The organism is Trichocoleus sp. FACHB-262, assembly GCF_014696035.1.
In the GTDB taxonomy this organism is placed as follows: Bacteria; Cyanobacteriota; Cyanobacteriia; order FACHB-46; family FACHB-46; genus Trichocoleus.
The window spans coordinates 80,072-105,500 of record NZ_JACJPK010000090.1; the positions used below are offsets into that span (position 1 = coordinate 80,072).

General features: G+C 50.8%; 22 protein-coding genes. 9 read left to right on the forward strand and 13 right to left on the reverse strand.

Translation table 11 applies throughout. The features are described from left to right. Positions 1 to 14: 14 nt before the first annotated feature. Complete coding sequence (locus H6F68_RS20855; RefSeq protein ID WP_190561970.1) at positions 15 to 1,562, reverse strand: FAD-dependent oxidoreductase; 1,548 nt, start codon at positions 1,560 to 1,562, stop codon at positions 15 to 17. 98 nt (positions 1,563 to 1,660) lie between these two features. Here H6F68_RS20855 and H6F68_RS20860 point away from each other — a divergent pair, with 98 nt between their 5' ends. Further along, entirely contained in the window at positions 1,661 to 1,885 is a 225-nt protein-coding gene (locus H6F68_RS20860) for a hypothetical protein (RefSeq protein ID WP_190554461.1), read from the forward strand. Positions 1,886 to 1,894: 9 nt separating this feature from the next. On the opposite strand, the gene H6F68_RS20865 is transcribed toward H6F68_RS20860, so the two are convergent. The 3 genes from H6F68_RS20865 to H6F68_RS20875 all read right to left on the reverse strand — a co-directional run bounded on the left by H6F68_RS20865 (position 1,895) and on the right by H6F68_RS20875 (position 4,164). Then, the gene (locus H6F68_RS20865; RefSeq protein WP_190561972.1) at positions 1,895 to 2,557 is read right to left on the reverse strand and encodes a DUF2301 domain-containing membrane protein; all 663 of its coding nucleotides are present in this window, start codon (positions 2,555 to 2,557) and stop codon (positions 1,895 to 1,897) included. Between the two features lie 81 nt (positions 2,558 to 2,638). Next, a complete protein-coding gene (locus tag H6F68_RS20870; RefSeq protein WP_190561974.1) occupies positions 2,639 to 3,460 on the reverse strand; it encodes an S-adenosyl-l-methionine hydroxide adenosyltransferase family protein in 822 nt (273 codons plus the stop codon). A gap of 173 nt (positions 3,461 to 3,633) precedes the next feature. Next, positions 3,634 to 4,164, reverse strand: coding sequence for an RNA methyltransferase (locus tag H6F68_RS20875; RefSeq protein WP_190561976.1), 531 nt, complete (start codon positions 4,162 to 4,164; stop codon positions 3,634 to 3,636). A gap of 118 nt (positions 4,165 to 4,282) precedes the next feature. Here H6F68_RS20875 and H6F68_RS20880 point away from each other — a divergent pair, with 118 nt between their 5' ends. After that, positions 4,283 to 4,438: a hypothetical protein gene (locus tag H6F68_RS20880; protein ID WP_190441166.1), complete on the forward strand. Its 156-nt coding sequence runs from the start codon at positions 4,283 to 4,285 to the stop codon at positions 4,436 to 4,438. A gap of 522 nt (positions 4,439 to 4,960) precedes the next feature. Then, positions 4,961 to 5,626 carry a DUF1361 domain-containing protein gene (locus H6F68_RS20885; RefSeq protein WP_190561978.1) on the forward strand — a complete coding sequence of 222 codons (666 nt, stop codon included), beginning with the start codon at positions 4,961 to 4,963 and terminating at the stop codon, positions 5,624 to 5,626. Between the two features lies 1 nt (position 5,627). Here H6F68_RS20885 and H6F68_RS20890 read toward each other — a convergent pair whose 3' ends face one another. Continuing rightward, positions 5,628 to 6,488 (reverse strand): sugar phosphate nucleotidyltransferase, encoded by an 861-nt coding sequence (locus H6F68_RS20890; RefSeq protein WP_190561980.1) that lies wholly within the window; start codon positions 6,486 to 6,488, stop codon positions 5,628 to 5,630. Positions 6,489 to 6,707: 219 nt separating this feature from the next. Between H6F68_RS20890 and H6F68_RS20895 the strand changes: the two genes are divergently transcribed. Both H6F68_RS20895 and H6F68_RS20900 read left to right on the forward strand, forming a co-directional pair. Then, complete coding sequence (locus H6F68_RS20895) at positions 6,708 to 7,562, forward strand: hypothetical protein (protein WP_190561982.1); 855 nt, start codon at positions 6,708 to 6,710, stop codon at positions 7,560 to 7,562. A gap of 168 nt (positions 7,563 to 7,730) precedes the next feature. Further along, a complete protein-coding gene (locus H6F68_RS20900; RefSeq protein ID WP_190431930.1) occupies positions 7,731 to 7,967 on the forward strand; it encodes a hypothetical protein in 237 nt (78 codons plus the stop codon). A gap of 186 nt (positions 7,968 to 8,153) precedes the next feature. On the opposite strand, the gene H6F68_RS20905 is transcribed toward H6F68_RS20900, so the two are convergent. The 7 genes from H6F68_RS20905 to H6F68_RS20935 all read right to left on the reverse strand — a co-directional run bounded on the left by H6F68_RS20905 (position 8,154) and on the right by H6F68_RS20935 (position 20,462). Next, on the reverse strand, positions 8,154 to 8,564 hold the full coding sequence (locus tag H6F68_RS20905) for a DUF3147 family protein (RefSeq protein ID WP_190561984.1): 411 nt from the start codon (positions 8,562 to 8,564) through the stop codon (positions 8,154 to 8,156). Positions 8,565 to 8,581: 17 nt separating this feature from the next. Continuing rightward, the gene (locus H6F68_RS20910; RefSeq protein WP_190431928.1) at positions 8,582 to 8,923 is read right to left on the reverse strand and encodes a DUF3147 family protein; all 342 of its coding nucleotides are present in this window, start codon (positions 8,921 to 8,923) and stop codon (positions 8,582 to 8,584) included. A 98-nt stretch (positions 8,924 to 9,021) separates the two neighbouring features. Then, entirely contained in the window at positions 9,022 to 11,505 is a 2,484-nt protein-coding gene (locus H6F68_RS20915; RefSeq protein WP_190561986.1) for a putative PEP-binding protein, read from the reverse strand. 120 nt (positions 11,506 to 11,625) lie between these two features. Further along, on the reverse strand, positions 11,626 to 14,850 hold the full coding sequence (locus H6F68_RS20920) for a response regulator (RefSeq protein WP_190561988.1): 3,225 nt from the start codon (positions 14,848 to 14,850) through the stop codon (positions 11,626 to 11,628). Between the two features lie 126 nt (positions 14,851 to 14,976). After that, the gene (locus tag H6F68_RS20925; RefSeq protein ID WP_190561990.1) at positions 14,977 to 15,432 is read right to left on the reverse strand and encodes a response regulator; all 456 of its coding nucleotides are present in this window, start codon (positions 15,430 to 15,432) and stop codon (positions 14,977 to 14,979) included. 41 nt (positions 15,433 to 15,473) lie between these two features. Continuing rightward, complete coding sequence (locus H6F68_RS20930) at positions 15,474 to 17,393, reverse strand: CHASE3 domain-containing protein (RefSeq protein ID WP_199300217.1); 1,920 nt, start codon at positions 17,391 to 17,393, stop codon at positions 15,474 to 15,476. 9 nt (positions 17,394 to 17,402) lie between these two features. Then, positions 17,403 to 20,462 carry an ATP-binding protein gene (locus H6F68_RS20935; protein WP_190561992.1) on the reverse strand — a complete coding sequence of 1,020 codons (3,060 nt, stop codon included), beginning with the start codon at positions 20,460 to 20,462 and terminating at the stop codon, positions 17,403 to 17,405. Positions 20,463 to 20,782: 320 nt separating this feature from the next. Between H6F68_RS20935 and H6F68_RS20940 the strand changes: the two genes are divergently transcribed. Further along, positions 20,783 to 21,475: a ComF family protein gene (locus H6F68_RS20940; RefSeq protein WP_190561994.1), complete on the forward strand. Its 693-nt coding sequence runs from the start codon at positions 20,783 to 20,785 to the stop codon at positions 21,473 to 21,475. 48 nt (positions 21,476 to 21,523) lie between these two features. Here H6F68_RS20940 and H6F68_RS20945 read toward each other — a convergent pair whose 3' ends face one another. Next, positions 21,524 to 21,895: a hypothetical protein gene (locus tag H6F68_RS20945; RefSeq protein ID WP_190561996.1), complete on the reverse strand. Its 372-nt coding sequence runs from the start codon at positions 21,893 to 21,895 to the stop codon at positions 21,524 to 21,526. 373 nt (positions 21,896 to 22,268) lie between these two features. On the opposite strand from H6F68_RS20945, the gene H6F68_RS20950 reads away from it, so the two are divergent. The 3 genes from H6F68_RS20950 to H6F68_RS20960 are packed head-to-tail and all read left to right on the forward strand — an operon-like array spanning position 22,269 to position 25,429. Then, on the forward strand, positions 22,269 to 23,492 hold the full coding sequence (locus H6F68_RS20950; RefSeq protein WP_190561998.1) for an ABC transporter substrate-binding protein: 1,224 nt from the start codon (positions 22,269 to 22,271) through the stop codon (positions 23,490 to 23,492). A gap of 21 nt (positions 23,493 to 23,513) precedes the next feature. Beyond that, positions 23,514 to 24,464, forward strand: a complete 951-nt coding sequence (locus H6F68_RS20955; protein WP_190431913.1) for a branched-chain amino acid ABC transporter permease — start codon at positions 23,514 to 23,516, stop codon at positions 24,462 to 24,464. A gap of 2 nt (positions 24,465 to 24,466) precedes the next feature. Beyond that, the gene (locus H6F68_RS20960; RefSeq protein WP_190562000.1) at positions 24,467 to 25,429 is read left to right on the forward strand and encodes a branched-chain amino acid ABC transporter permease; all 963 of its coding nucleotides are present in this window, start codon (positions 24,467 to 24,469) and stop codon (positions 25,427 to 25,429) included.

A 25,429-nucleotide genomic window follows, 5' to 3' on the forward strand; every position in this document is an offset into this window, starting at 1 on the left:
AGGGCGATCGCTCACTACTTTAGACAACCAATATCCTTCAGCATGGCTAACTGTTGTTGGACGGGAGCGAGCATATTAGCAGCGATCATGCCACTGGCTGCAACGGCGGGTAAGCCAATGCCAGGAAAAGTAGAATCTCCACAGCACAATAGTCCTGGCAAAGGTGTAGTCGGTCCTGGAAATAAGCTGTCCCCGGCGGAGATGGCGGGACCATAGGAACCTCGATAACGCCGCAGATAGCGCTCGTGAGTGAGCGGGGTGCCCACCAAGGAGACTTGGCAGCGGGAGCGGATATCAGGAATGATACGTTTCAACGCTTGCCACATCACCTCTGCTCGTTGCTCCTTTTGTTGGGCATAGGCTTCACTGCGTCGATCCAAGTCTTGCCACAAATCATAAGGTTCATTCCCAGGAGTATAGACATGAATCGTATGTTTTCCAGCAGGAGCCAGGGAAGGATCAAGCAGAGAGGGAATGGAAACAAGAACTACATTTTGAGGAGCGGTGACTTCCATCTCCCAATCATTCACCACAATGTAGTGACAAGCCAAATCCGAGCGAAGTTCAGTAGCATCAATACCGAGATGGAGATGCATAAAACTATCGCAAGCTGGCGTAGATTGCCGCTGAGCTTGAAAACGCTGAGGCAAAGCTCCTGCGGGTAGTAACTTGAGCGTATCCCAAATAGAAGCATTCGAGATCACCGCTCGTTTAGCGCAGATCTCCTTACCACCTCGCAAACGCACTCCGACGGCGCGATCGCCCGCTACTAAAACTTGCTCTACATGAGCATTTAACAGCAACTTTCCTCTCTGTTTCTGCAATCCTCTTACCAAAGCATCCACCAAGACTCCGCTGCCTTCGATGGGATAGTCGAGCGTTACTTCTGGTCGATACCAATCGGCAAACATAAACGCCATCTCCGCTGCACTGGTTCCACTGGCAGGTAACCCAGAGAGGAGAAAACATAACAGATCGAGCCAATTGCGGATAAACGGATCTGTGACCACACCCTCCATGACTCGACTAAACGAGCCAGTCAACTTCGGGATATGACCAATATGCTGCAAAAGGGAGGGAGCAAAACGCCCCATAGTCAAGGCAGCACCAAAATCAAGGCGGACGGCGGCTGGAGGAATTGCGATCGCCGCTCTCCCTAGAGGAGCCATGACTCGCTGTAATTCTCGCCATTCGGATACCGCAGTTTCCCCTCGAAGTTTAGCTAAAACCTCACAGAACTGATCCGCACCAACAGTAGTATCAAAATCGCCCTCAGGGAGACAGCAACCCCACGTATTGTAGGTAACACAGGGCAGCTCCTCACCAATGGCATCCAACACTTGACGGAGAGGGTTAGCAGAAGGACTGTAGGACAAACCAGAGTAGAGCGAGGGGCCAGAGTCAAACTTGAACCCTTGATACTCAAACCCATGAGCCGCACCACCCGGAATCGCATGGCTTTCACAAACCGCCACCTCAAAGCCATAGCGAGCTAGGAGCGCCGCACAGCTCAGCCCTCCAATGCCACTCCCAATTACAACTACATCCACTACATCCGTCACGGTGTCACTCAATAATCGAATAAGTCTTCAGATAGGGGGTAGATTACCATCTACTGATTATGCTGAGCACATCAGTTGTTGCTTGAGAGGCCACCCCGATGAACTCCGCAGACAATCACCAAAATTCCAGTGATACACCTGATCAAGCGGTCAACCTCAACACCAAGCAGATGGACGATGGTAGTGACGCTGATCTAGATGATTTGCAGATCACTGATGACAACGTGGTTTATAACGAACGTCTCCTCAACAGCCCAGCCGTCATGCCAGAGATGCCAGGGCAGCGAAGAGACGCAGATGCAGAGAGCAAAGAACAAGTTTAACCAGTGATCCTAATTTCCAGCTTTCGCCAACCGCTCCTGATGAAGATAGTCAAACACAGACTTATCTCCGATGTCAGGTGGAATCGCCTGGATCGCTTTGCGGCAAGCAAACACGAGAAACAGTGCTGCCCACAGAGCTAGTAGTACCTGTTCTCCCTGAGGCGGCAGAATGCCTACCATATGCCCTAGCAGCAGAATAGGAAGTAGCGGAGTCAAGATCTTTGTTTCAGCTCGATTAAAGCAAAAAGCTTCCTTGAAAAAGATCCCGGTCAAAGCTGCAAAAGTGAAGCCAACACCCAACAAACTTAAGGGATGATTGTAAACGAAACTCGCTAGCGGTTCATCTGCTTGTAGAGCAAACGCGATCGCACTGAGACCCCCGATCGCCCAGAACGCTTGCAAAGCTCGATGCAGCGGCGCTAGATAGATATGAATCGTGAGTAAACTAACGCCCAAGGCTAGCGAAAAGCCAGCATACAGCACAGTCACCCACGACATCACACCTGGCTCATCGCCAAAGCGCAACACTAACCCAGCCCCAAGCGCAAAACAACCAGCCGCCACCGCCAGCCCTGCGCGATAAATTATCACACCCTGGCGATCGCCCTCCGTAATCGTAAACTCCCCAAACTGCCCTTGATACACTTCCGGTTCCAACTTCGCAGTCGTCATCTCTCTCCTCCCTCTAACAAAAACCCAACAACATAGCCAAAAGCACCCTTTTGGAGGGGGTCTGGGGGACGCAACCGTCCCTCAGCGGGGGTTTGGGGGCAAGCACCCCCAAGCATTTGGTTTTAGCAGCACCTCAACTGCATCCCCGACATGCAATTTCAAACTAGCCTCAGCACTTCCCCCATTCACCGCAACTTCAACCCATCCATGACTTCCTACTAATGCTAACAACGCTCCAGAATCGCGATCGCTGTAGCTAGACACCCCCATAATTTCCGTCTCACCAATCACAACCGCCCAAACCTTTTCTACCACCGCACTTTCAGGAATATTCGTAATTAGATTCCCAAAGCGATCGCAATACTGTACACAACCCCACATCCTGTCACCCTCAGACCGATAACCAGGAATTGGCAACTGCACCAAACTTTGCAGATCAATCACTGGTCCCAACTCCCGTAACGCCACCCCAGAGGCCAAATGAGCCGCCACAGGCGCAAAAATATCGCGACCATGAAACGTCGTACTCAGTTGCCCCGATCGCCAGAATCGAGCATTTATTAACTCCACTGCCGCGATCGCCCGCTGCTGACTCAACACCCCACTAAACAACCCATTATCTGGCCCCACCAAAAACCCATCCTCCAGTTCAATCGCGATCGCCCGCCTTGCACTTCCCACCCCCGGATCAACCACCGCCACATGCACCGTCCCAGGTGGAAAGTAAGGATAAGCATTCATCAAACAAAACCGAGCGGCCACTACATCTTGAGGCGGAACCTGATGCGTCAAATCAATCACCCGCACCTCAGGATTAACCTGAGCGATCGCCCCCTTCATCACCCCCACATAAACATCACTCAAACCAAAATCAGTCAAAAGCGTAACTAGAGGTTGATTCATAAGTTAGGAAAGATGAAGGAGGAGGGATGAAGGATGACAGGGGAGAAGAGTGAGGAGTAGGGGCTAGAGAAGAGCCGAAACACTGACAGTGACGTTCGTTTGGACGGGGTCTGGGGGACGCAGCCGTCCTTCAGCGGGGGTTCGGGGGCGAGTGCCCCCGATGGTTCGGTTCATTAACTCAACTCAGATAAAGGATACTGCCGCCCATACTCATACATCGCGATCGCCGCCGCAGTCTGCACATTCAAAGACTCCACCATGCCAAACTGAGGAATCGCGATCGCCAGATCACAAAGATTTGCAATCTCCGCTGGAATCCCCGTCAGCTCACGCCCCAACACCAAAACCGATCGCCTAGGAAAACTGAACCCAGACAAAGGCACCGCATCAGCCCTTAAATCCAGCGCGATCGCAGAATAACCCGCTTGCTGTTGAGCTGCAATCCAAGCAGGCAAAGCCGAAATCGAACAAGTTTCTAAGGGTTGCCAATGGTGAGCTGAAACAGCCAAATTCCTAAACGCCAAATTCTGGGTCAGGGCTAAATCAGCCACCACCACCGACCCCACTCGAAACGCCTCCGCAGTGCGACACAGCCCACCTAGGTTAGCGGGATTCTGCACCAAACTGGCACAAACCACCAAATCTTGTCGGGGCAATTGGGCATAGCGATCGCGAGCAATCGAGGGTCGCTGAGGCAGAGACATGGGCATAATTTCACAAGGCGATCTTAAATTTTTGGTAATGGACGTTACAGACTGTGAGCCGGGAATGTTAACTTAGAGATCAGTTAAAAGCATAATCAAGCAGAAAAAACAGTCCGCCATGAACAAAAATCATCGGGAAGCCGCAACCAGAACCGTACAAGCTCATCGGGAAAACATCCAGAGAAGCCTGCAACACCGCCTAGAAGTTGCTAGAGCCAACGGAGACGAAAATCTAGTTCGCATGTTGGAAGCCGAAGCCAACTACCTCCGCTAATCGTTCGCTCATTAGGTTAAGGATTGAATATTGATTGCAAGGCCAGCGATCGCCTAAACTATGCTTCGATTTGCTGGCCCGCCTGCTTTAGTATTTCATTGCTCAAGAGTTACCCTTCAAGCTTTCTAAAGAAAATCCCTCAAGAATCCAACCCGTTAATTGGGCGATTTTTGAGGGATTTTTTTAGGAGTTAGAAATCAACCGCTCCCCGACACCACAGGTAGGATTTGCTTAGTACTTCATCCACCGATTACGTAGCGTTATCAGGAGCTTTCTTGCTTGACGTTAAACTTTAGGTTTTTAGTTCCCCAATGTCTGAAATTTATCCGATGCGACTTAATTTGGACCGGGTTCTAAAAGCGTTTGCCCCTGAAGCTGAGTTGGATGACGCAAACCTACTTCCATTTTAGGCTTTATCTTGACGGTGAGTGAAAACCTGCGGCTAGTATGAAGAAGCGATCGCCCCTGATGGTGCATTTCAGGGCAGGTTATCGCTGCTGATTCGTTCTTGATTGAATGCTTATGAAAGCAGAACTGCTCAACTGGATTCTGTTTGCTGGCAAGGTTTTACACCGTAACAGTGATTGGATGGCTTGGAACTTATTCCTAGCTCTTATCCCGTTAGGATTGAGCGTTTGGCTATTTCGTAGAAGTCGGCAGCCCTCCATTCTTTGGTGGTTGGGTTTGGTGGTATTTGTCGCCTTTCTACCCAATGCTCCGTACGTTCTGACTGACATCATTCATCTGATTTACGACATTCGCGAAGGATTTTCCGAGTGGATTGTCACTCTCGTCCTAGTACCGCAGTATATCTTGTTTATTCTGGCGGGCTTTCAAGCTTATGTCCTATCGCTGATCAACTTGGGCCATTACCTCAACCAACGACAACGGCATCGCTATGTGCTTTGGGCAGAATTGGTTCTGCATGCGTTGAGTGCGCTCGGCATCTACCTAGGGCGATTCTTGCGTTTTAACAGTTGGGATTTAGTCACACGCCTAGACTCCGTAGCAGACAAAGTCGTAGATGATTTAGTAGCTAAGCGTCCTGCCCTCGTAATGTTCGTCACATTCATCGTTATTACTGGCTTGTACTGGCTGATGAAGGAGGTGACGTTGGGCCTGATTTTGCGGAAGCGCTATCGTAGAACCTTTGAATCGACCTCTGAAGCTGATCCTGGGTCCAGCTAGTTCAAACTTCCGGAGCTAAACCAATCTCAGGATCTAAGCGTGCGTAATCCTGCACCGCTTTAACCAGATTTTCGGGGGTGCCAATGTCGAGGTATACCCCTGCCTCAAACACCTCTGCTTCGACTCGTAACCCTGCTGTAATTCCCGCTTGAATCACATCCCCGATCGCGAGTTCTTGGGGCGATCGGGGTCCTAAATTTTGGGCCTTGGCTGCTTCGATTTCCTTGAGGTAGTCATGGAGAAACTGGGTGAAAGTTGGATTCCAGACCGCGATCGCCCACATATATTGCAAAGTGGTTTGGCTCGGTTTCTCAATAATCAGATGCACTCGCCCGGATGAGTCAAAACTAACCATGCCTGCCTTCTGGGGTTGGTCGGTAGGAAACAAGCCCAAAACTACATCAGCTTGCGTTTGGGCCTGCCGTCGTAACAAATGAGTAAACGCATCTTCGGGCCAAAACAGAATATCTGGAAACCCCAGCGCCACAATCGCGTTTTGGATAAACGGGTAAGCTTGGTCCAGGGTATAAGGTACTCCATAGGGCAACCCCATGAGTAAGTAGCCCAAGTGCATCTGTAGCATTGAGCCATCACCAAAATAAGCGGGAATGTCCCACTTACCAGACCGCAGAATGAAATAAGCCTGAGCGATCCCCGCTTGCTGCAACCGCTCTAGCAAATATTGGCTCACCACTTTGGGCCGCACACTTCTTCCGGATGCTACCGCTTGAAACCCAATCGGATATAACTCCTTGCTGAGCGGAAGCGGTGAAATCCGCGTTGCCTGACCGCCCGCAGGAAGTAATCCGATGATGGGTGGTGAGGAGGTGGCTGGCAAGGCAATGAAGTCAGATTGCGGCATAGGTTTAGATGCTGAATTGAATCTGCGGTCATTGAAGTTGTGGGAGCGATCGCCCTCTCTATATTCCCGATATTCCCGGCTAAGCACCAAACTCCTAAGGCTGGCAGAGGCTGGCAGTTGCTGTCCATTGCTATAGCTGTGAATCCTGGGAATCCTATAGGGTGAAGAATTTTACCTGCTTCTAGCAGATTACTCAAATTAGGCGGCAAAACTAAAACGATGAAGAACTTGCTCAATGCTGGTGTGAGTCCAGGATTAGTCTGGTTAGCTCTGCTCAGCATTATCTTGCTGCCAGTTCCCGCCACGGCTACCAGCAAAACGGCTCAAGCAGGCAACGTGAAAGCAGAACTTGCTTACCAAAAAGCCAACACGGAATTTAATCAGTTTAATGACCTACGCCTAAAAATCACCCGTGATGGAAAAACACTGCTTGATCAACCCTTGCCAGATAGTGAAGGGAATTGGCCTCTAGTGGCTTTAGGGACAGATTGGGCCAAGGAAAACGCTCAGGCCGCCTTTCAAGTGCGTGACTTAGATGGCAACCAAGAGCCAGAAGTGTTGATCGATCTGTTTACAGGTGGAGCGCACTGTTGCACCTACTCGCTGATCTACCGTTACAACCCCAAAACCCAGACATACAGCGCCGATCGCTTTGAGTGGGGCAATGGTGGTTACCAGTTGCAAGACCTAGACAAGAACGGAGTACCAGAATTTAATGGGCGCAATGATGCCTTTGCTTATGCTTTTGGTAGCTACGCTGCCTCTGGCTACCCACTCCAGATCTGGCAATATCGGCAAGGCAAAATGGTGGATGTAACTCGCCAGTACCCCAAGCTCATTCATAACGATGCCTATTTCTGGTGGCAAACCTTTATCGAACGCCAGAATGATGGTGTGGAGTATGGGAAAGGGGCGCTGGCTGCCTACTTAGCTGATAAATACTTGCTTGGGCAAGGACAAGATGGCTGGCAAAAAGTCCAAAAAGCTTACAAAGGACCCGATCGCCAGCAGTACTTTACCGAATTACGCCGTTTTCTGCGGCAAACTGGCTATATTTCGGGTAAACCCCGCTAATCTGGACCGTGAAGCCGAATTGTAATCAGTTATACCGAAACAGATTATTTTTAGTTCAGATTTCCTCTCGAATTAGTCATAGGGGCACTCATACCCAATGATAGAAAACCTTTGCAAAGCTAAGGACTAATCTTGTGACATAAGGTCTTTATTTAAGAGAGTGTAAATATGACAACTGATCCTCGTGATAACAGACCAGAAAACGATCGCTTTGATCCTGAAGATAATCCGGGCACCCAAACTCATGTACCCACCACAGATGAGGGAGATACACCCTTAGATGAGCGGTATCGGATGACTAGTCAGCGCTCTGATTCTGATCCTAGCTCCGGTGCCGAACCCGAAGATCCAGGCGCTCCGGTGGAAGTGATTGGTGGCCCGAATCAGGGAACTGAGGTTCGCTAAAACAATTCCTGGACCTAGGAAATGTTGGATAAGATGAATTACTAATATCTCCCTAGCTAGCAACATTTGCCGAGTAGGGAGTTTTTTATATTTGGTTAAGTAATACCAATTCTCTAAATTCTATTTACCAAATATTCGTAGGGGCGAACGGCCGTTCCCCCTACAGCCAATCACTTTAAATAATTTTTAGCGCTGATCAGTCTTAGGTTTTAACGATTTGGAAATGGCCGTAGACACCAGCCAGAGAGTAATTGCTACGACCAACCAGATGAGTGTTGCAGCGATCAAAACTACCGATGCTGACCAGCGATCAACAAAGTACCAAACGGCGATCGCAAAGGTAACCAGACCAATGCTGCCTAAAGCTGCACCTGCGGTATCGGCTCCAGCAGCATCTATGTTTTCGTGTTTTTCAATGAGGGTGATACTCGCAGGTAAAACGGCGGGAAAAGCCATAAACAATCCGCCAATACTGGGACCATAGCGATAGGCCAAAACTCCGGTGAGCATAGTGACTAGCCCGCCAAACACAAACCGGATAGCATAGTCTGACCAACGCATTTGTTTCAGCTTAGAAAGATCAACCTTGATGCCCATACTTTTCCTCAGTCATCCTAAGTAAAGCTGACTGTCCACAATCCATAAGCAACGGTTAGCCACAATAGCCAAGCTGCCACAGCCGCCACCCAAGCTTTAATTCTTTGGCTCAATAGCAACCATGTGACTAACAGACTGTAGAAGAACAAGGCGATCGCCCCGGCAATCATGGCTTGCGCTGCTGTCTGTACATAAGTCATGCCATTGTTGGCAAAGGCGATACTTAAGGTTGCTAAAGCCACAGAAGGAGCCGCACCAAATAGCCCAGCGAAGCTTTTAGGTCGCAGCACATCGCTAATAACAGCAAAACCGGAGACGAAGAGTCCCCCGATAAAAAATCGCAGAATCAGCTCAGACATTGACTACTTTAAGCTGAGATTAAATTTTGGTTAAAACACTCTAGCTTGTAGTCTAGGATACTGTCATCAAACTATAGTCTTAGGCCTAGTCACCCTATTTAAGGAGCTAAGTCAAGTTGTCGCCGTGCTGCTGCTAACAGGACCTTGTGTTCCGCACGGGCGATCGCGTGATAAGTGCGCTCAACTGCCTCGGCATCGACAGAAATCGAGTTGATGCCCCAACGGACTAAGTGATCAATCAATTCTGGAGATTGGGCGGGCGCTTGACCACAAATAGAGCAGGGAATCCCGGCGGCTTGAGCCAGCTGAATCAGTTGGGCGATCGCTCGTAACACGGCTGGATGGCGTTCATTGAAGACGGCAGCGAGTTCTGGTTGGTCGCGATCGGCTCCTAGCAAAAGTTGGGTTAAATCATTGGTGCCAATCGAAATGCCTTGGACCCCAGCCTTCACATAATCTGGCAGCAAAAATAGTACCGATGGCACCTCTGCCATGATCCACAGCTGAAACTCTGCTTGCTGTATCAACCCAGCTTGTTCTACCCGCTGCCGACAAAAGCTAAACTCTTCTACTGTGCGGACAAAAGGCAGTAATAAATGCACGTTGCTGTAACCCGCTTGTTGCACCTCCGCAAGGGCTGTGAGTTCTAGCTCGAATAAGGCGGAGTCGACAAGATAGCTAAATGTGCCCCGCAGTCCCAACATGGGGTTGGTTTCGACGGGTAGCAATCTGCCGCCTTCTAGCGCTTGGAATTCATGAGAGCGCAAATCGAGTGCCCGGTAAAACACTGGACGGGGAGCGAAAGCTTTCGCAAACTGGCTCACCTGACTAGCAATTCGATCTATAAATTCTTGCTGCCGTCCCTGCTGCAACCATAGATTGGGATGTTGATGTTCTAGAACCTCTAACAGCATCAGTTCTGAGCGAATTAACCCAATGCCATCTACGGGCAAAGTTTTAACTTGGTCGATGAAACGAAGTTGGCTCAGGTTGACCAATAGTTGCGTGGCGATCGCGGGTAGGGGGCGATCGCTCCAGCGAGAATTAGGAGACGAACTAGGAGACGAAACAGGGCTATCTTGACCAGAGCGATTGATCGAGTCAGCATCGGCAGGCAGCGTGGTTTTTGGCTTAGGCTGAGTCAGGGGCGGTTGTCGTTGGTAATGAGTGGTTCGGAAATCGGCAATCCGATAAATCTCTCCCTGCGTGCCATCCAATAGCACTGTTTCCCCTGCCTGAATAATGCGAGTTGCCTGCGCCGCACCCACAATCGCTGGTAATCCTAGCTCCCGCGCCAAAATAGCGCCGTGACTGGTCATGCCACCTTGCTCAGCCACCAAACCAGCGGCTTGCTGCAAGCATGAAAACCAATCTGGGGTGAGTGTGGTGGTGACTAAAATCCGACCGGGTGGGATGTGCTCAGGTAAGTGGGCATCAGTAATCACGACTGCTTCGGCGATCGCTTGGCCACTAGCCGCCGCCAATCCTCTGAGAATCAGCTGGGGTTCTGTGGGTACAGTCTTCCGCAGCCATGATGGAGCGATCTGGTCTGGTTGTTGAAGTTCTGAAATTGGTAAGTTAACTTGGGTGAGATACAGCTCCGGGGGAGACTCTATATCTGCCTGCATCCACATCCACTTGAAGGTGAAGGTAGCGCTAAAGTCAGCTTTGAGTTGTTGCGCGATCCGAATCAGTTGTTGCAGCGTGGCTGGAGGCAGGGCGTATCGGTTTTGCTGCGCTTCTGTGAGTAGGTGAACCTGCAAGCAGCCATCGGGATGTTGAAAAGCAGGCTGGCTAATGTCCTTTAAGAACGGTAAGAAATCGGGGGCTTGGGGCAAGGTATGGGCGCAGGTTTTGCTACCCAAGGTTTGAGCTTGCACATTGCCTTGGAGCGCATCTACCTCGTAAGAGTCTGGAGTCACTTCACCCCAGGCGATCGCAGTTTCTAGACCCCAAGTAGACTGAATCGAAACAAGATTATCCTCAACCTTCACCACTCCTGCGGCGATCGCGGGCAAGACTGGGTGAATCAACACGGCTAAGCAAATTTGCTCTAAAGGAATTTCGGCTCGCTGCCAGTACAGCAAACTTTTGGCTCGAAACAACTCTGCCCAAACTTTTTTTAACCCGACTGCTAAGGCTTCTGGTTTAGCAGAGCAAATTTGCGGCTCAAAGATCTCGGCAGCTTCTAGGGCGAAGAGATTGTCGGCGGGTGGCTTCAGGGCCAACGAAGGTTGCAAAATCAGGGTGGTGGCTTGCAGTTGGGAGGCCGCTTCGCTTAAGTTTTCTAGCCACAGCTCTGGTAAGGGAGTGGTCGTAATCTCATGACGGATGTGCTGGGCGATCGCCTGCAATTGTTGAGGATGATCAACGTTCAGATGCAATGAAGAACTCGGAAGATCAGCAAATGGCTCCCGCCACTGAATAGATTCGATAAATTCTTGAAAGGTCTGGGCTGGTACCACTAAACCGGATAGCACAGGGTAGCCACTCTGAAGCAGATGACCGAGATAGAAGGCTTGATTTCCAAACCACAAAGGATTCGTATGTTGAATTTGATTCAACCAGTACAGGCTAGGCACAGGCGGCGCTGGGCTGAAAATAATCTTTCAATCTTAATCTAGTGGCTGTCTTTCCCCGGATCTTCCTTGCAATGATTAAAGACCTGGCTGCTATTTAACCGACTTAGCTGACTCATTCAGTTAGCTGACTAAGCTAACAATCAAATTAATTAACTCGGCCAAGTTTACAGGCTTGGATAAGTGGTGCTGAAATCCGGCGGCTAGAGCTTGTTGGCGATCTTCTGCTTGGGCATAGGCAGTCAAGGCGATCGCTGGGATATTGCGACCTTGGGTTGCTTCTGCCGCGCGCCACTGTCGGATTAAAACGTAGCCATCTTCACCAGGCATGCCAATGTCGCTGACTAACACTTGAGGTTGCCACTGCTGCCGCATGGCTAAGGCCGCTGGGCTAGAACCAACGGCTTTTACCTCAGCCCCTTGCTGCATTAAAGCAGTCATCAAAAATTCTCTGGTATCGGCATCATCATCCACCACCAAAATGCGTAAGTTATTCAGATTGGACGTAGATGGGAGGGCTATGGCGGGTCCTACCAACGTGACTGAAGGTAGAACAGTCTCTGGGATAGGACCCAAGCTCCGAGGTAAGCGGACGGTAAACGTAGCACCTTGGCCTATACCTGGGCTGGCTGCTTTCACTTGGCCCCCATGTAGCTCGACTAAATGCCGCACGATCGCGAGTCCTAGACCCAAACCGCCGAAAGAGCGAGTTGTCGTACTGTCGGCTTGACGAAAATGGTCAAAGACATGGGGGAGAAACATCGGACTAATACCTTGCCCCGTATCAGCGATTTCAATTTCTACAGTGGTTTCGCAGTGACGCAGATGCATCGTGATGTGCCCTGCTGGAGGCGTGAACTTGATCGCATTGGACAGTAAATTCCAAATCACCTGCTGCAAGCGATCGCTATCGCCCAAGATGAAGCTATTAGGTTGGTCAAAAATGAGTTGCAGTTGCATCGATTTGGCTTCGAGTAAAGGGCGGGCAGCGTCGAAGGCCGCTTCAACCACTGGCACCAAGTCGAGTTGCCGCATTTGCAGCTTTATCTGGCCCCGCATCACTCGGGAGACATCGAGCAAGTCTTCAATTAATTGGGTTTGCAGCTTGGCATTGCGCTCAATGGTTTCTAGGGCGCGCTCGGTAGTAGCAGGATCAAAATTGCGATTTCGCAATAGGCGGGACCAGCCCAGAATGGCATTGAGGGGCGATCGCAACTCGTGAGATACGATGGCGAGAAATTCGTCCTTCATGCGATTAGCCGTTTGGGTTGCCTGGTAGAGTTGGGCATTGTCTACAGCGGCGCTCGCCCGACGGGCTAAATCTTCTGCTAAGTTTAAGTCGGCTGATTGGTAGGGTCGCGTAGAGTCCACTCGAATTAAGGAAATAACCCCTAACACTCGTTCGCGAGCTACGAGAGGGACGCACATGAGAGAGCGGCCTGCTAAGCGCTGTAACACAGCTAAGTGCTTGGCATCCTGGGCAATTTCAGCCAAAAACCCAGGGGAAATTTCCGGGATCAGCACAGACTTGCCAGTGCGTAAAGCAGTGAAAGCAGGGTGCGGCTTGGTCAAATTGGGCGGGTACTGCTGCAACTGCTCTTGCATCATTTGAGCTTGCGCCGAGTCTCTGTGAGCGATCGCTAAGCGCCGCAGCGTTTCTCCCTCCTCCACCATATCAATGGTACAGAAGTCGGCCAAGGTAGGAATGGTGAGCTGCGCCATACTGGTAAGCGTGGCTTCGTAGTCGAGCGAAGACACTAATACAGTGCTGGCTTCGGCCAAAAACTGCAAAGCGCTCACCGCCCGCCTGCGCTCGGTGGTTTCTACCATCACGCCCCGGAGTTGCTGAGCTTGACCGGACGCATCGGTGACGACGTAGACAATGTCCCGTAACCAAATCACTCGACCATCCGCCGCGATCGCCCGGTACTCAAAATCTTGGTTTTGGCAGGTGGTCGCCGCTGTTTTGCAGATCTGGTGGACGCGATCGCGATCGTCTGGGTGAATTAAGCTGGGCCAGAAAGTTGCGTCTTCCAGCCAGCGATCGATCGGATAGCCCAGCATCGTCTCTGCTTGCTGGCTGACAAAGGTAAACTGCCAAGTTTTAGCTTCGGCTTCCCACACGATCGCGTCGAGTCCATTCACCAAATCGCGAAATCGCTGTTCCGCAGCTTCCGCCGCCGCTCGAGCCGTTTGTTCTCGCTCTAGCAGCTTCAGCCGCTCCACCTCGGCACGCTTACGCTCAGATACATCTGACATCAGCGACACAACGCTGTTGGGCTGCCCCTTGTCGTCTCGTAGCACCGCCGTCCATAAGTCAATAAAGATCGACGTCCCATCTTTGCGCTGGCGATAAGTTTCAAATCCGCTGAGCAGTTGGCCCGCTAAAGTCGTCTGTAAATTTTGTAAAAATTCTGCCTGTTTATCGACAGGAATACTAGGGAGAGGTTGACCCAGCACTTCTGACGCAGACCAACCAAAAATCTTTTCAGCGGCAGGGTTCCAAAGCTGGACTCGGCCTTCGGGGTCCAGCATGGTGATGCCGAGCGGAGAAGCTTGGATCAGCGCTTGTAAGGTTTGATTCGTTTCTTCTAAAACGATCGCGGCTTGTTTGTAGGGAGTAATGTCTTCTAACAAGCCATCAATAAAGGTTTTACCATCGGCTGATTGGCTCAAGATGGCGCTGAGCAAAGCCCAAATGCGACTACCCTGGCTACAGAGCTGCACTTCGCGCTCGTAGTAGCGGCTACTGGCTTGCAACCATTGTTGAAATTCTAAGTAGTCGGCATGGTGGCAAAACAGTTCTTGCCAATTCAGCCTTAGGGCAGCGGTAGTCTGCGGTAATTTTAGGATTTTTTGAAAAGCGCTATTGCTTTCCAGCAAATGTCCATCTGCACTCGCTCGAAACACACCCACATTCAGCCGCACCAGCAAGGATTGGAGTTGTTGTTGTAACTGAGCTGATTTGCGGCGCTCGATCGCATGTTCTAGAGCAGAGCGGACGGCGATCGCTAAACGAAAGGTGTGTTTAGGAGACTTGAGGATGTAGTCTTCTACCCCAGCCTTCATCGCTGCCACCGCCACTTCTTCGTTACCGCTGTTGGTGAACATAATCACCGGACAGTCGGGATAACGGGCTTTAATAGCTTGGGCGATCGCCACCCCATTGTTCCAACCTAGCTGGTAGTCAGTGACGACTAAGTCAAACGTATCTGTAGCGAGAGCTTGGGTAAATTGCGCCGCAGTAGCAACTTCCTGAAGCTCCACGTCCTGGAACTCTCGGTGCAACTCCCGCTTTACTAGGAGGCGATCATCAGGATTGTCATCGATAATCAAAATCCTTGCCATAGCATTGCCAACTGAACATCCACTTTAAGCTGCGCCAGAGAAAAGTTACTGCAAGTCGGGTCTGGATACAATTGCCGCGATCGCTTTAACTTGCATCCTAAACCGCATCTGGGATGGCATCAAGGCTCAATCGTGGGCCAGCGTGGGAGCTTGATTGAGATTCATCCAATAGAGATCGAGCGTTTTCACAATGTCTAATAAAGCGTTGAAGGCCACTGGCTTGACTAAGTAAGAGTTTGCGCCCAAATCGTAAGCCCGATTCACATCGCCCATTTCTTGGGAGGAGGTCAGCACGATTACGGGAAGACGCTTTAGCTCAGGCTGTTGTCGTAACCACGCTAGCACTTCATGCCCAGAACGGCAGGGAAGTTTTAAGTCGAGCAACACGAGACTAGGTAAGGGATGCTGATGGCGATCGCGATAAGGGTCTTGGCCAGACAAATACAGTACAGCGGCTTCGCCATTGTCTAGCACCTGCATCGGAGCCGGGAGGTTCGCTTTAGTAAAGGCTCGTTGAATGAGTAAAACGTCATTTGGATCATCTTCCACCAATAAAACTGATCCTGACGTGCTTGAAATCATATCGCTCTCTCCGTCTCTGTCTCTTGTAACTCTAGCTTGGTCTAGCTCTGGGCTTGTGGTAACTCTAGCCAAAACTGACTGCCTTGGGTAGGGCAAGACTCAACTCCGACCCGACCACCCATGCGTTCTACCCCCTTACGCACGATCGCTAAACCGATGCCAGTGCCAGGATAAGCTTCAGTGCCATGCAACCGCTCAAAGACCCGAAAAATGCGTTCTTGATGTTGCGGCGCGATGCTGATGCCGTTATCTTGCACCCACAGCCGCACGCCATCGGGTTGCGTCTCTGCCCAAATTTTAATTTGGGGTTGCACTCCCGCCCCCACGAACTTCAGCGCATTCATCAGCAAGTTGGTCAGGACTTGCACCAGAGTAACGCGATGACCCATGACGCTGAGGAGCGGGGGCACAACCGTAATTTGGGCGTGGCGTTGCCGGATTTCTAAGTCTAGCTGCACCAAAATCTCGCTGACTAAAGCAGTTAAATCGATCGGTTGCAGCTGCAACTCAGCGCGGCTCAAGCGACTGTACGCCAGCAAATCTTCAATCAACGTGTCCATGCGCTGAGCGGCTTTGCTGATGCGATGCGCGTAGTCCTGGCCAACCTCATCTAGAGCTTCCTGATAATCTTCCAGCAAGGCTTGTGTAAACCCTTGCATGGCTCTCAGGGGTGCCCGTAGGTCATGAGAAACCGAGTACCCAAACGCCTCTAACTCGGTGTTGGCTGCTTGGAGTTGGGCGGTGCGCTCTAAAACCCGATTCTCTAGCTCCGTGGCATTTTGCTGGAGTTGTTCTCGCAATTGGGCTTGCTCCAGCGCGATCGCCAGTTGATTGGCGACTTCCTGACTGATTTCTCGCTGCTCAGGGGTTAGTGTGGCCACATGAGCACCCAGCAACCTCAGCTCTCCTACCAAGGTGCTTTCGCTTTTGAGCCGCAACATCAAACAGGTTTCATGTTCGCCCGTAGGCTCAGGCAGAAGATTGGTAGGGCAAGTTGCTTCTAGCGCCTCAGCGGCATGAGGCGGATTAGATAAAGTCAAGGGTGAAGATGGCTCGATATTAGGTAAAACGGATGCCAGGGGTAGGCGGGTGCCAACTGCCAACCGAGAAACTTTTCCGTTGCTGCTATTCCCTAAAATCTGCGCTTCGCCCGCTTCAAAGTCGTAGCGCAACAGCAAGGCTTGTCGGCAAGGTACTAGGTAGCACAGACGAGCGATCGCCGATTGAGCAATTTCTAGCGATGAGTGTGCTTCTAGAATGGCGCGATCAATATCATGCAGGATGGCTAAGCGTTGAGCCGAGCGTTGCAGAGCGGCTTCTGCGCGTTTGCGCCGTGTTAGGTCACGAGTGATAAGTGCATAAAACCCCACCAGTAGCAGCAAGGTCAGAATGGCAATTAGCGATAGGGCGAGCGTGGTCTGGCGGATGCTGTCGCGGGACTGCTGCGATCGCAGCGCTAACAGGTCTGCTTCCTCTTGCTGCATATCAGCAACCGTGAGGCGGATTTGATCCATCAGTTGTTTGCCTCGATTGGACAACACAATGCGCCGAGCCGCTTCCAGCTTGTTCTGCTGGCCCAATTGAATCGTTTGGTCGAGTTCGGTTAACTTCTGGTTGATTACGGGTTTTAAGAAGGCGAGGCGACCTTGCTGGTTCGCGTTGTCCCTAGTCAAGGATTGCAACTGCTCCACTCGCTGATTTATTTGAGCGATCGCACTGTTATAAGGCTGCAAATAGCGGGTTGCCCCGGTCAAGAGATAGCCTCGTTGTCCAGTTTCGGCATCTTTCAAGGTCGAAAGCATTCTCTCCAAGGTGATAATCACTTCTTGGGAATGAGTGACCGAGGCATTGTTTCGGATCAGTTGCAGGATATGGTAGTACGACACTCCCACATTGATCGCCAAAACAGCGAGGCCAAAGACGAAGTAGACCGTGAGGCGACGATGCAAAATCTTGGACATAGGTTACTGTCAGAAGCTGACCTTAGGGCTAGATTTCACTAAGGTTGCGATCGCGTGAGTCAGGGCCATCGGTTCTACAGGCTTGGACAAATGCACCTGAAATCCAGCCGTAAGAGAGCGTTGTTGTGCTGCTTCGCCAGCGTAGGCCGTTAAGGCGATCGCCGGAATATGACAAATCCTGGCATCGGCCCGCACCTGTTGAATCAACTCATGGCCGTCCCGCTCTGGCATCGCAATATCACTGACGAGCACATCGGGTTGGCAATGTTGCAGTACAGCCAGGGCTTCTGCGACCGCAGCCACGGCAGTGACTTTAGCGCCTTGGGCTTCTAAAACAACCGTGAATAACTCTCTAATATCTACTTCATCATCCACCAACAAAATCTGCATCCCCTCTAGGGTTGGCCCTGGGTCTGTAGCCACGGCACCCAACTCCGCAACACTGTGTACTTGAGTGGGTTCTGCCCTAGTAACGAGCGGGAGCCGCACACTAAAAGTAGCGCCTTGGCCTTCCCCCGGACTTGTAGCTTGGACTGTACCTCCATGCAACTCAACCAAGTGACGCACGATCGCCAAACCAAGCCCTAACCCGCCTTGCGATCGTGTCGTGGTGCTGTCGGCTTGGCGGAAGCGCTCAAAGACATGGGGCAGAAATTCTGGTGCCACGCCTAAGCCCGTATCACTGACCCGAATTTCTACTTGAGCCTCACCCAGAGAGCCATTGGGATCTAGGTTGGAGTTGCCCAAAGCCTGGACCTGCTCCATCTGCACCTCGACTCGCCCTCCAGACGGCGTAAACTTGACGGCATTGGAGAGCAAATTCCATACCACTTGCTGAATCCGGTCTGGATCAACCGTGACTCGATACCGGGGAGAAGTACAAGCGCAGGTGACTTGGAGTGACTTAGCTTCAGCCGCCGGGCGCGCCGCATCGATCGCCGCTTGAATCACTGTCACTAAATCGGTAGGGCAGAGATTGAGCCGCAACTGGCCCCGAATAATCCGCGAAACATCCAAAATGTCTTCTATGAGTTGGGCTTGCAACTTAGCGTTGCGCTCAATGGTTTCTAAGGCGCGTGTGGTGGTAGTGGCATCCATCTGACGCTGCGTGAGCAAGCGGGACCAGCCCAAAATCGAATTGAGGGGAGTGCGAAGCTCGTGGGACAGGGTAGCCAAAAACTCATCTTTCATGCGATTGGCGGCTTCGGCGGTGCGGCGGGCAGCTTCACTGGCGGCTCTGGCTTGCTGAGCTTTCTGGTATAACCGCACGTTGTCCAGTGCGATCGCGGCTCGGTGCGCGACTTCTTCCACCAACACTCTTTCGTCGGGTCCATATCGCCGATCTGAGACAGTTGTAGCTAGTAAAATAGCGCCCAAAATGCGATCGCTACCCCGGAGCGGCTGAATCGTAAAAGACCGCGTGGCCAAATTTTCGATCGCAGTGATATGCCCGGAACTGGTGGGAAATTCCCGAAAAAATGTCTCCGCGATCTCCGCCTGACAAAACGCTTTTCCGGTCCGGATCGCCTCAGCCACGGGCACCTGGGCTTGCAGATGCAGAGGATAGTTTTGATTGAAGGCTAGTAATTGCTCGGTCTGCGTCGGATCAACATGAGCCGCAGCCACGCGACGAATTAGGTCTGAACTTTCATCTCGGACATAAATCAGGCAGTAGTCTGCCAAGTTGGGCACGATAACCTGAGCGAGCGCTTGCAAGGCCACTTCAGACTCCAAGGAAGTCGCGAGTTGAGCACTCACTTGAGCCAAAAAAGCGGCGCGTTGTTGGGCGGCTTCCGCTTCTGCGCGTGCAGCCTGGGCTTGGATCAACTGTACCCGTTCGGCTTCCGCTTGCTTGAGGGCGGTAATGTCGCGGCTGACGATCAAGGCATACTGCACGTTTCCTTCAGCATCCAACTCGGGTACCACCCGTGATTGATAAGTGCGCCATCCTTGCAGGCTAGGAGCTTTGAATTCCACCGTCTGCTCTTTTCCTGTGGCAAACATTTGCTCCATGCTGCTGTCCCAAGCTTGACAGAACGACTCTGGCAAACCATGTTCTTGACTCGTGTGGCCTAAGAAGAAAGCGGCGGGGAATCCGGTGATACGCTCTACGGCTGGATTGACATAGACATAGCGAAAGGCGCGATCGCAGCGAATAATTACATCCGGGGTGTTATCCAAGAGGGCTTTAGATTCTTGCTCTCGCCGATACAAAGCTTCCTGGGCCTGCTGGCGTTCTGCAATCTCCTGGTGCAAAATCACATTGGCTTGGGTGAGCGCTAAAGTGCGTTCCTCCACCAACCGTTCCAATTCGTCGTGAGATTGGCGCAGCACCTCCTCTGCTTGCTTACGTTCCGTAATATCTAGAACAGTCCCGAACATTCGGATCGGTTGACTAATCTCATTTTGCAGAAACCGCCCCCGACTGACGATCCAATGCAGCGTGCCATCGGGCCAAATAATCCGAAACTCTTCGCTATAGTCAGCTCTAGAGGCTTGCGCTACCTTAAAAGATTGGGCTAGGCGATCGCGATCGTCTGGGTGCACACAAGCTAGAAAGGCGCTCACGGTACCCGGAAAGGAGTCCTCGGGCAGGCCAAATAACCGCTCTTGTTGGCGTGACCAGCTAACTTTACCGGTACGGATGTCCCAATCCCAATTGCCCATTTGGGCGGCTTCGATCGCCAAACTGAGTTGTTCTCGGCTTTCCCAGAGCTTCAGACCTCGCAAATGAGCTTGTCGCTTTGCCACCCAAAGCCTGTGGTGGAGCAAGTTTGTCACCACCACTGCGGCAATCCCAGCACCAAGGCGCAGCAGATCTGTTTCAGTAAAGTTGAACTGGAACAAGGGGAGATTGATGAAAAACTCAAAGGCCAATGCCGATAGAAAACCAGCCGCAAACCCTGGGCCTACACCGCTGTACCAAGTGTTGACAACAATTGCAATAAAAAATAGTAGGGCTGGGGTATGACTCAGTAAGGGTTGCAGTAAGCAGGTGAAGACCAAGGCGATCGCCACCGTAAATGCAGCGATACCGTAATGTTGTAGAGCCGTGTACCTCACCGTCATCAACCAGCCTTCACTGTAAATAGAGCAAATAGAGCAATCAAATAGCTCAGCGTCAACAGACCTGCATACCCAGCACAGAGCAGGGTGCCCAAAACCCAATTCTGGGTTCAAGGACATAGCCTTTCTATCAAGACTGATTGAGCTAAATTCAGCAACGACTCCAAGAACCTTTTCCACTTGATCCCGCTCTGTCTACAGATAGATCTTGAGGCGAGCTGTGTAGTCTAAGGAAGCAAGGTTTCTCTACAAATTGAATAGAGCAAACTGGCTAGAGAGAACTGAACAAACTGATCTACTCCATAACTGCACTGGGTTTGTTGATGCGCCACTGGACTCATCCGTTGAAAGCTTGGCTGAATGTAATCCTGGAGTCTCCTTGCCCGTTGTGTCAGCGCTCGACTGCCGCTACCTTTTGCCTCGACTGCGATCGCCAGCTCCAACGCTGTGCTTTGCCAGCTCCAGCGGCGCAGTGGCAGGGGCAACTCCCGGTGTTTGCTTGGGGCAAATATGGCGGCACGCTCAAACGGGTGCTAGCGGGCTTGAAGTACGACTACCACCCCCAAGTCGCGCAGCCTTTAGGGCAATGGTTAGGGCAAGCTTGGCTCAAGCAAGGACCAAAACATCTCGTTCATCCCACTTCGGCGGCACCCTTACCCGTTGTGGTGCCCATTCCACTTCACACCGCCAAACTAAAACAACGTGGGTATAACCAAGCCGAACTCTTAGCCCAGAGCTTTTGTGAGCAAACAGGTTTGTCATTGCAGCGGCAAGGTTTAGTGCGAATTCGAGCCACAGAAGCTCAATTTGGTTTGTCTCAAGTCGCTAGAGAGCAGAACTTGGCAGCGGCTTTTGCGCTGAATCAATCTGTATGGCGAGGCTCTCGCGATCGCCCTGTGTTGCTACTCGATGACATTTACACGACTGGAGCAACAGTACAGTCAGCCGCCCAAACCCTGCGATCGCAAGGGATTAAGGTTTGTGGCATCATCGCGATCGCTCAGGCGCAATACTAAGGCGCGTTTGAGGAAATAAGTTTGATGAGATTGCGAATTTAGAGCGCTTTAAGAAGGATATACAGTAGGTTGCATCCGTGTGGGCCGAGTGGGACCGAAGATCGGGCTAGGATCTAGGCCAGCAATTTGCTGAAACTGCTCTGGTGTAATCGTGCTCACAATGGGCTGCTGTTCCCAAGTCTTAAGCTTCTGATGCGCTTGCAATAGGAATTGAAATCCTCTAACGAGAGGGACAGTTAACCAACTGTCTACTAACGTCTCCACCAGCGCTAATTCAATCAGGGGTGCTGGATAAACTCGTAGGAGATCTGCTAAGTAATCTTCAAAGTCATCAATTAAGTCGCTTGGCTCAAGATGCAATTGATAACTATTGACGATATGTTTAACTCGTTGATGGCTGAGTTGTTCCGAAATATTCATCTAGACCTCAGCTAGACTTTAGCGTTGAAATTCTTCTGAATCACTGTCTAAAATTAATCCTTAACTAATAAGTAATTGATAATTTCAAAGATTTTACCAAGCACGGTTTAATTTATAAAAATAATTCTAATTCTTTTCAGATTAATTTAAGCGGCTGCACCTGGGCGATCGCGAATGCAGAGTCAAGCAAGTTTCGGTTGGCAGAGCAAGATGTGGTGAGGTTTTCGCCGAGCATCTAGGTCGATACCGCTTGATCACACGCTCATGGGATGATAAAGAAATTACCAACCCTTTGGGTCCATACCGAGCCTGCAATTAAGCAATTCACCCAACTGGCTCTTGAATCAGCGCTAAATTCCCACGCCGTCCAGCCATGAAAAAGTTTTCCGCTTATACATCTTCTCTATTAGTTACTGGAGCTTTATTTCTGGGAGCTTGTAGTCCCAATTCCAATAACACAGCCGCCAACAATACAACTAATACCACCACATCCAGTACAGGTACGCCGATTTCCATTGGCATTGCCGTAGCCCAAACTAGCAACGTGGCTTTGTTAGGGCAAGAGCAAGTGGCAGGAGCTAAGATTGCCGAGAAATATTTCAATGAAAAAGGTGGTATCAACGGTACCCCAATCAAACTCGTGTTTCAGGACACCGCTGGAGATGAAGCAGGGGCGATTAATGCGTTTCAAACTTTGATTACTAGAGACAAAGTAGTCGGCATTGTTGGGCCAACTTTGTCTCAGCAAGCCTTTGGAGCCGATCCAGTCGCAGACCGAGCGAAAGTTCCTGTCCTTGGCCCTTCTAATACTGCGAAAGGTGTGCCGCAGATTGGAGAGTACGTTGCCAGAGTTTCCGCTCCGGTGGCGGTGGTAGCTCCAAACGCAGTCAAAGCGGCGCTAAAACTGAATCCTGGCATCAAGAAGGTAGCAGTTTTTTATGCTCAAAACGATGCTTTTAGTAAATCGGAAACTGAAACCTTTCAGCAGACGGTAAAAGACCAAAACCTTGATCTGGTTACAGTCCAGAAGTTTCAAACCACAGATACCGACTTTCAAACCCAAGTCACAAATACGCTCAATCTCAAACCGGAATTGGTAATTATTTCTGGGTTGGCTGCGGACGGCGGTAACTTGGTGCGGCAGTTGCGGGAACTGGGTTACAAAGGCGCAATTATTGGCGGCAATGGCCTGAACACCTCTAACATTTTCCCGGTTTGCAAAGCGCTCTGTGATGGCATTTTAATTGCTCAAGCGTATAGCCCAGAGCATCCTGGTGAAGTGAATGCAGCTTTCCGCAAGGCTTATCAAGCTCAATACAAGAAGGAGCCGCCTCAGTTCAGCGCTCAAGCTTTTGCAGGAGTGCAAGTTTTTGTCGAAGCCCTACAAAAAATGGGAGACAAGGCTAAATCCAATCCAGGAGCGATCGCTGAGCTTCGGACAGCGTTAAATCAGGAGATTTTGCGGGGGCAATATGCGACTCCTTTAGGCGAGATTGCGTTCACTCCAGAGGGTGAAGTGGTGCAGAAGGAGTTCTATGTCGCCCAGATCAAAATGGAAGGCGATCGTGATAGTGGCAAGTTTGTGTTTCTCAAGTAGGCTTAGCTCGCAGAGAAATTGATGAGTTTTACTCTATTTTTTCAGCAGTTCTTGAATGGCTTATCGATCGGCAGTGTTTATGCCATTTTTGCTTTGGGCTATACCCTAGTCTTCTCGATCTTAGGCATTATTAACTTTGCCCACGGTGCTATTTTCACCCTCGGAGCTTACTTCACCTACACGCTCATGGGCGGAGCGTTTGGTTTTAACGGCTTGCTAGCGAATGCCTCTCTCCCGGTGCAACTGCCGTTTGCTTTAGCCTTGGTATTGGGCAGTGGTTTAGCAGGTTTGGTCGGTGTAGCTGTCGAGCGAATTGCCTTTCAACCGTTGCGCCAACGCCGCGCTGATCCGCTACTCACCGTGGTTTCCAGCTTGGGTGTAGCAGTGGTAATTGTGAACTTGATTCAGTATCTAGTGGGGGCAGAGATTTATACCTTTCCCAACAATACCTATGGCGATTTGCCAGCAGCCATTAACTTTGGCACTGTCGCCCAACCAATCATGATTCGCACCGTACAGGTGATCATTTTTGCTGTTTCTGTGGTGATCTTGGGGATTTTAACCTTTTTGATTAACCGCACTAAGTTCGGCAAAGCGATGAAAGCTGTGGCAGAAGACCCCACAACTGCCAGTCTGCTCGGCATCAATACCGATCGCTTTATTGTCTTGACCTTTTTCGTCAGTAGCTTTCTAGGTGGTTTGGCAGGAACGTTAGTTGGCTCTAGCGTTGGTATTGCGGGGCCTTACTTTGGTATTGGCTTTGGCCTCAAAGGATTAGCGGTGATTGTGCTGGGTGGACTAGGCAGTATCCCTGGAGCTGTGTTAGGGGGGGTAGTTATTGGCTTAGTAGAAGCGTTTGTCCCCTCTGACTACTCGGCGTACAAAGATGCAGCCGCCTTTGGCATTCTATTTCTGATGCTATTGGTGCGACCGCAAGGTTTGTTGGGTCGTACCTTCGTGCAAAAGGTTTAATCATGTCTAATTATGGTTTTGACTTCCTAGCGACCTACGGCTTTCTAATTGTCTCTATGTTGCTGGGGGCGATGTTGGGGCTGTCTCTCTATTTGCCGCTAATGGCAGGGCAGCTATCTCTTGCCAGTCCTGGCTTCTATGCTTTAGGGGGATATATTGCGGCAATCTTGTCTACCAAGGTATTCCCTTCTACAGGTGCTACCTTTCCTATCCCGTTGTTGTTACTAGAAATGGTGATTGCAGGAGCGGTGTCTGGAGCGCTGGGAGTGCTGGTTGGCGTGCCAGCTCTACGGTTGCGCGGCATCTACCTGGCGATCGCTACCATTGCCTTCGTAGAAATTTTGCGTGTCCTTGCTCTCAACCTAGAAATTACCGGAGGTGCAGTCGGGATCTTTGGCATTCCGCAACCGTTTCAGACTCCGCTGGGATATCTGTGGATTGTGGTGCCGCTGTTGCTCCTGAGTATGTTCTTTGTCTACCGTCTGGAGAATATCCGCATTGGTCGCGCTCTAATTGCCATCCGGGAAGATGAACTCGCAGCCGATGCGATGGGGATTAATCCCACATACTACAAAGTCTTAGCCTTTACGCTGGGAGCCATTCTAGCAGGGGTCGTCGGCGCGGTGAGTGCCCACTTCATCAATACCTGGAATGCTCGGCAAGGCACCTTTGATGCCAGCATTATTTATCTCACGTTTGTCTTGATTGGTGGTTCTAGAACCGTGGCTGGGCCTGTCTTAGGTGGCATGGTTTTCACTGCTTTACCGGAAGTGCTGCGGGCGATCGCGGATACACCGAATCTCCCGCTCTGGTTGGCTAGCTTCTTGCGGGATGGTCGTTTGATTATCTTCGGCTTGCTGATCGTCATCGGCACGATCTTTTTTCCTCAGGGTTTAGTCACACCCGATTTGTTCAAACGGCGCGATCGCACTAAAAAGATGATGCCAATGGGAGCGCGGAAGTGA